We start from the raw sequence: 6,799 nt of genomic DNA on the forward strand, positions 1-6,799 counted from the left end.
TATACGACGAGTTTACAAAGTAGCTGTTCAGTTTTGAAGGAACGCAAGAGGTTTGGAAGTATATTAAAAAAGCATAAGATTTCTGGTGGCGATACCGGAGGGGGTACACCTGTTCCCATCCCGAACACAGCAGTTAAGCCCTTCAGGGCCGATGGTACTTGGGACGCAAGTCCCTGGGAGAGTAGGTCGTCGCCAGAGTAATTTTAAAAAGGCTCACAGTTAAGCATAACTGCTGAGCTTTTTATTTTGCCTAAAAACGTAGGGGCGACCTTTGGTCATCCCTACAAATAATTAAACATTAAATCGGAAGTGCATGATATCTTCATCCTGCACGACGTATTCTTTACCCTCTAAACGAACTTTGCCTCTCTCTTTGGCTTGTAACCATAGCATGGAAGAAAAGCGCTATCGGCTCTTGGCTTGGTTGGTTTAACTTACTCTATATGTATTGGCTTATGTGAATATAACAGGTTTTGAGAGGGAACAAGAGGGGCCAATGGCCAATAAGTCGAAAGCCGATGGATTTATAGTTCACTGTTGAGCTTTCTCTAAAATTACTCTGGCGACGAGCCAGACCATTTAAGGAAAATACCCAAAGAAAAACTGGTGAACGATGGCGATGATCCGACCAATCCCAAAAGATTGCTTTATATAAAAGAAGAATATAGTAAAGTACCCACAAGACATTTTTAGTGAACCAGGAAAAATAGACATTGAAAGAAAAAGCCTCCAGTCGTAGGATAGAAACTACAATTGGAGGTTTTAGCGTGTCAGGAAAAAAGGGATGCCACGATACAGCGAGGAAACAAAGGAAACCGTGATTAGGGCATATAGACAGGGAGTTAGCATTAGGTCTCTGAGTAAAACTTATGGAATTAGCAGATATGCGATTCAAAGCTGGTGTGGATTGCGCAAAGAGGTGGAACTTCGTCATGCAGCTCCTCTGCCGAAAGGTCGTCCTAAAACGAAGCCGGAAACGCAGGAGCAAATCATAAAGCGCTTAACCATGAAAAATGAATTACTGCGAAATTTTCTCTCAGCCGTTGGAAGGAAGTGAAGCCATGTGTAAAATACCGTATCATAGAAAAATGTTCCTGCCGATATTCTGTTGAAGCTATGTGTAAATTTTTCGAGGTATCCCTCAGCGGATATTACCGCTATAAGAAGCACAAGAACGTGCCAGATCGAGACCAGCCCCTTGCAGAAATGATTGGGCAATGCCAATACAGCCGTGGCAAAATTCATAGCTACCGCTACATTCAGCTGTCGGTCATACGTGATCTGTTTGATAACAGTATCGTTGCCTACAGAACCAGCCACCAGCAGACCGTGGCGTTGGTTCTGGACACTGTACGTTCCGCTGTAGAAAAAGAAACGGTCGCCGGGGAGTTGCACCTCCACAGCGACCAAGGGTTTCAATATACCTCACAAGCATATTTTGACCTGACCCAAAGATACGGCATTACGCCGTCCATGTCAAGGCGTGGAAATCCTTATGACAACGCTTTAGCTGAGAATTTCTTTTCGTTCCTTAAAACAGAATGCATTTGCTGTCAGAAAGTGCAGACTCTTGAGCAGGCACAATTATTGATTGATAATTATATCCATTTTTATAACTTTGAGCGTTTTCAGTTAAAATACCGCCTGACCCCGTTTGAAAAACGGAGCCAGGCGGTATAAATCAAAAATATTCTACGATTTGCTTTTCTTTTCCGTGTCTATTTACTCTGGTTCGGTTCACATTACACTGTCTGTGGATGCTTTGTTACATAGTAGATGTCAGCGTCAACATACCTTCAGATTCTAAATTACTCGCCAAGAACTTCTGCGATCTTTTCTTCGACTTGTTCATCCTCAACGTTACCCGCAATTTTTCCTTGAAGTTCACCTTCATTGAAAAAAACGATTGACGGAACTCCTCTTAAGGAAAATCTTTGGGATAGGTTCTTATCTTCTTCGACATCAACACGATAGAAGCCAAATTTACCCTCATATTTAGGTTGCAATTCTTCTAACATCGGAACGACTTCTTTACAAACGTGGCAATTTTTTCTTGAGAAAACTACCAAACAGGGATCGCCATTATCATAGATGATTTCTTCAAAAAGGGTTGCATTCAATTGTTGCAAAGGCATATTCTACACTCCTTAGATTAATAGTTTTTGTTTCATTAAAAAGCAGCTATCAGAGTGCTGCTTTTCTGATAGCTGCGCATTTAACAATTTATCAAATATCTTCTGAGAAAATCTGATAAATTGGAGCTCCTTCACATTGCGCAGGGTAACGCAAGCCTAGCAATACTGAGACTGAAGGGGCAACATCAACTTGTCTGATAATACGATCTGTTGTAAACCCAGACTTAATACCAGGACCTGCCGCTACAAAAATTGGCGAAACTGATGTATCAAAATATCCCTCTGAAGTTGAAATACTATCGCCATGCAGTCTGTTATGACCTTCCTCAATGGAGAAGAATATATCACCACATTCTGGCCCATGAGTACCAATTAACACGGCATCTTTGTTTCTGAGACAGATACCGACAACACGCTTACCGGTTCTCTCATCTCTGTAATTGTACAAATCGTTGATGATTTGTTCTTCTAACTCATATTTATCTTTCGGGTCCACAATACCATGCTTGTCACGGCCCTTGAGATTGATATAAATATAGTTACTGCGGATCTGAACGGCCCTTGTCTTCTCCCAATCAACTTCTCTTAGGGAATTGCCGTTTTCATCTTTCTTTAGCACGGTATAGCCCAATTCTTCCATTACCTTTGTATTGAGGCCACCATATTCACCTAAAATAGGAGGTACACTTTCCCCTACGATCAGTCCGTGGTCACTTACAAGTAGTACAGTCCAACCTTCATCTAATAAATCCATAAATTCGCCGATATATTCATCTGTTTGCACATAGAACTTTTCAATGAATTCTTGATAGGTCTTTTCATCAGTATGATCCCACTCAGGCAGTGTCTTACCAAGGTGCCATAACTGGTGACCTGCACAATCAATATTGTGTAAATGGGAGAATACCACTTCATAACCCTTTTCTTTGATGGCATAATTCATGCAGTCAGCTTGCCATTTGTTGTAAAGTCTCCAAGAGGGTTCAAAGATTTCACGTACTAATTCGTCATCTTCTCCGCCAATTAAGCTAACCGGTGGAACTTGGCCAACGTTTTCAACGATTTCTTGATAGAGGGATTTTGGATGCCATAATTGGTCACTAGAAATATCAAGAGCGTTGCTAATCCACACTCTAACGCTATTGCCTGCTGGATCAAGTTCTAAAATCTTCATTGCACGGCAGGCTGGTTTTGTTACTTCTTTTTTAGTAACATCATCAATGATACCTGACACCATTACATTTTTTTCCAATATAACAATCGGTTCTGCTGCTTTCTTATTCTTATAAATGGCTACGCGATCATATTCGCCAGCTTCATTTTTAAGAATCAAGGCGGGGCGTCTCATTACACCGCCAGAGGTTAGGATAGTAAATTCTTTGGCTCCTTCTGGAGCATTTGCCCAACCTGTAGCATCTTTCAGCGGAGAGTTAATAATATCATAAGCTACCTTGCTGCCAATAACAACTTCGGTATCTTCATCATCCATCACGTAGGTACGAATTTCGCCGCCTTCGCGTGCTTTATCGCCCCACCAAAGTTCCATCATTTCATCATCAACATCACCATCTAGAGTGTCTTCCAAATCGGTAATGATGCAACCAACACCAGCCGGTTTATCCACTCTTGGTGCGTAACGTACTTCTTTAATGTCTGGTGAAGCAACAATAATTTTTTCCCAATCAAGCTGTGCAACACCCATATTAACAGAACCTGGTTGAGTACCATCTACAACACTCAGATTTTCACTATGAGAGGTTGGGGGCCAGGAACTCCCAGGCCAATGCCAAACTAGTGTTTTTAACCCAGATTCAGATGTAATATTCCAGACTTGCTCTGCGGTGCAATTACGAGAATCCATATTGTAAACAACTGCATCCAGACTTTCTGGGGATTGTCTCCAATAACAAGTAATACCATGGGTTCCTGGATAAGCACCTGTAGCAAGTGTTGTCCAACAAGGAGGTGTAATTGTAGGAATTGCTCCGAGTAGTTTTAAGTCTTCTCTAGCAGCTCCGCGGTCAATTAGTTTTTGTAAGTTGGGCATTTTTCCTTCGCCTAAGTATTTACGACTAATTCTTGGATCCATGCCATCGACGCCTAGTACCAATAATTTATTGGTAAGAGCTTTCCTCTTCATAAATATTATCTCCTTTCTTTTACTATCTATTATTTGTTTATTTGTTGCCATAAAGCCTTTACCGTAATGCCTAGTAACTTTACCCTAGATCATTCAAAGATTCCCTTGATTTCGGATTAAGTTCTTTCCTTCACTAACTACCTTAATTATAAAAATTATGTCACCTTCTGTACAATACTCGCTAATTATACCCGGTATAAGTAGTGCGTATATTGTTGTTTAACGTTTATACTGCGTTTTTTCAGAGGATATTGCCAATTGCCACAATATCTTATGGTTACTTTACTACGTCAAAGAACGTGAAAACTGGATGGAGGATATTCGTGAGGTTGGAAGGTTTCCTTTTTAATGCATTTTTAAGAGTTAGAATACCGACATGTGGCTAACTATATGGCTACTTGAGACGCAAGCCCAGGGAGAGTAGGTCGTCGCCAGACTAATTTTAGAGAAGGTCAGCGGTCATCAGTTTCTGGCCTTTTCCTTTTATAAGGTTGCTTGACGAATTATTAAATATTCGCCTGTAAATAAATTGGATGATAATGAGACACTGTCTATTTTATGTCTTATAACTCAGACAATCTAGGTTGACATATTAGACAAAATAGATGAAAATTATACTTATGTTAAAAATTCAGATTGTACAAATGTCAAAAAATTGTACGATTAGTTATCAACAAAACAAAAGGGGATTAATTTATGCAGTTAACTAGGAAAGAAGTGTTTTATACTGGATTAGCCTTGTTGGCTATGTTTTTTGGTGCAGGAAACCTGATTTTTCCTCCGGTTTTGGGCCAACAGGCAGGCGAACATTTGTGGATTGCCATGTTCGGTTTTATAGTTACCGGTGTAGGATTACCACTAATGGGTGTTACAGCAGTGGCCAAAGCGGGGGGAGATCTAGAATATTTAGCCAATAGAGTTCACCCACTTTTTAGTAAAGTGATTACCACGATAGTCGTTTTATGTATTGGGCCTCTTTTAGCTATTCCTCGTACTGCCGCCACTACTTATGAGGTGGCTGTGGTTCCATTTCTCGGGAAGGCATCGGGTCTAAGCTTAGCCGTTACTTCGGTTGTGTTCTTTACGGTTGTTTTACTTTTTGTTTTACGTGGTTCAAAATTAATAGATGACGTAGGTAAAATACTTACGCCACTTTTAATATTGTTTTTAACAATCGTAATTATTAAAGGTGTGTTTTATCCCCAAGGAAGTATAGGGGCAGCCCAATTTGAGTTGCCTTTTTCAAAGGGTTTTTTAGAAGGCTATAATACTATGGATGCTCTGGCATCAGTAATCTTCGGCATGGTTATTGTAAATGCATTACAAGATAAAGGTGTAAAAGATAAACAGGTAATTGCCAAGGTTACTATTACGGCAGGTATTATTGCCGCTGTTGGATTATCAGTTATTTATTTGGGACTGGCCTATATTGGTGCTACCACTGGTAATTCATTTACCGGAGACAATCCTGGTCAAATGCTATCATTCCTCACCACTGCTTTGTTAGGTTCTTTGGGTAAGGTTGTTATTGCCATTGCTATGACATTAGCATGTTTAACTACTGCCATTGGTTTAGTGGCCTGCTGTGGAAGCTTTTTTAGTAGATTAAGCAATAACAGAATTAGTTATAATACGATTTGTTGCATGACAGTCATTTTAAGTACATTATTAGCCAATATGGGTCTTGCTAAAATATTGGAGGTATCGGTTCCTCTTTTGGTAACTGTTTATCCGATTATCATTGTGTTAGTAATTCTTGCTCTTTGTCATAACTTGTTTAGGGGCAATAGAATGGTCTATGTTACATCAATTATCGGTGCTTCACTGGTAGTATTAGCTGGACTGGTTGAAATGATAGCAGCAAAATTTGGTGTTAACTTGCATATCCAAAATGTATTAGCAATCATGCCTTGGCAAGAACATGGATTGGGTTGGGTAACGCCAACTTTGTTTATGGCAGTTTTTGGACTATTTCTTGCTCCTAAAACAAAGCAGCAAAATTAGGAAATTGATAAGAAAAGGGGGGATTAATCCCTCCTTTTTAACTTACCAGCGTAGTGTTTTATCCTAGGAACCCATTGCAATAAGCAAAAGAACATGGTATGATAGAAAACGTCGCTGGTGTTGTGACAACTATGAAAAGACAAGTTACCAAAAATTTCACTTGCAAGAAAGTGAGAGACGTGGTAAGATAAAATTCCGGTCGCGAGATCGGACAAAGCAAAATGGTCTTTGAAAACTAAACAGAAGATGATGGATGCATAAGGTCAAGTCAAAAGTCAGCGGAAGCTGAAACTAAGACGACCACAATGAATCCTCGTCAAGCGTTATATAAAAAACGCTAGCGAGTAATTCCTAAAAAGAAGTAAACTAAGAGCTAATCAACTCTTAAAATATTGTAAGATATTTTATGGAGAGTTTGATCCTGGCTCAGGACGAACGCTGGCGGCGTGCTTAACACATGCAAGTCGAACGGGGTTTAAGTGGAAGCTTGCGAAACTTAAACTTAGTGGCGCACGGGTGA

At 40.0% G+C, this 6,799-nt stretch carries 5 protein-coding genes, 2 rRNA genes and 1 pseudogene; 5 read left to right on the plus strand and 3 right to left on the minus strand.

What is annotated here, in order from left to right:
- Positions 1-81 precede the first annotated feature (81 nt).
- A 5S ribosomal RNA gene (gene rrf, locus BUA78_RS19455) occupies positions 82-198 on the plus strand.
- 93 nt (positions 199-291) lie between these two features.
- Here the strand turns inward: rrf and BUA78_RS19460 are convergent.
- Positions 292-378 (minus strand): annotated as a pseudogene (locus BUA78_RS19460) (DUF933 domain-containing protein); the annotation flags it as partial.
- A 406-nt stretch (positions 379-784) separates the two neighbouring features.
- On the opposite strand from BUA78_RS19460, the gene BUA78_RS19465 reads away from it, so the two are divergent.
- On the plus strand, positions 785-1,057 hold the full coding sequence (locus tag BUA78_RS19465) for a hypothetical protein (RefSeq protein WP_072917862.1): 273 nt from the start codon (positions 785-787) through the stop codon (positions 1,055-1,057).
- 119 nt (positions 1,058-1,176) lie between these two features.
- A complete protein-coding gene (locus BUA78_RS19470) occupies positions 1,177-1,680 on the plus strand; it encodes a DDE-type integrase/transposase/recombinase (RefSeq protein ID WP_207650525.1) in 504 nt (167 codons plus the stop codon).
- A gap of 128 nt (positions 1,681-1,808) precedes the next feature.
- On the opposite strand, the gene BUA78_RS19475 is transcribed toward BUA78_RS19470, so the two are convergent.
- On the minus strand, positions 1,809-2,135 hold the full coding sequence (locus BUA78_RS19475) for a thioredoxin family protein (RefSeq protein ID WP_072917867.1): 327 nt from the start codon (positions 2,133-2,135) through the stop codon (positions 1,809-1,811).
- Between the two features lie 91 nt (positions 2,136-2,226).
- Positions 2,227-4,275: an alkaline phosphatase family protein gene (locus BUA78_RS19480; protein ID WP_072917869.1), complete on the minus strand. Its 2,049-nt coding sequence runs from the start codon at positions 4,273-4,275 to the stop codon at positions 2,227-2,229.
- Between the two features lie 696 nt (positions 4,276-4,971).
- Here BUA78_RS19480 and brnQ point away from each other — a divergent pair.
- The gene (brnQ, locus tag BUA78_RS19485) at positions 4,972-6,279 is read left to right on the plus strand and encodes a branched-chain amino acid transport system II carrier protein (RefSeq protein WP_072917872.1); all 1,308 of its coding nucleotides are present in this window, start codon (positions 4,972-4,974) and stop codon (positions 6,277-6,279) included.
- A 403-nt stretch (positions 6,280-6,682) separates the two neighbouring features.
- Positions 6,683-6,799: ribosomal RNA gene (locus BUA78_RS19490) — 16S ribosomal RNA — on the plus strand; the annotation flags it as partial.

This window comes from Desulforamulus aeronauticus DSM 10349 (assembly GCF_900142375.1).
Classification (GTDB): domain Bacteria; phylum Bacillota; class Desulfotomaculia; order Desulfotomaculales; family Desulfotomaculaceae; genus Desulfotomaculum; species Desulfotomaculum aeronauticum.

Bases quoted from the DNA above. Each gene is read 5' to 3' on its own strand.
- BUA78_RS19465 (WP_072917862.1), top strand. From the start codon at position 785: ATGCCACGATACAGCGAGGAAACAAAGGAAACCGTGATTAGGGCATAT.
- brnQ (WP_072917872.1), top strand. From the start codon at position 4,972: ATGCAGTTAACTAGGAAAGAAGTGTTTTATACTGGATTAGCCTTGTTG.
- BUA78_RS19475 (WP_072917867.1), bottom strand. From the start codon at position 2,135: ATGCCTTTGCAACAATTGAATGCAACCCTTTTTGAAGAAATCATCTAT.
- BUA78_RS19480 (WP_072917869.1), bottom strand. From the start codon at position 4,275: ATGAAGAGGAAAGCTCTTACCAATAAATTATTGGTACTAGGCGTCGAT.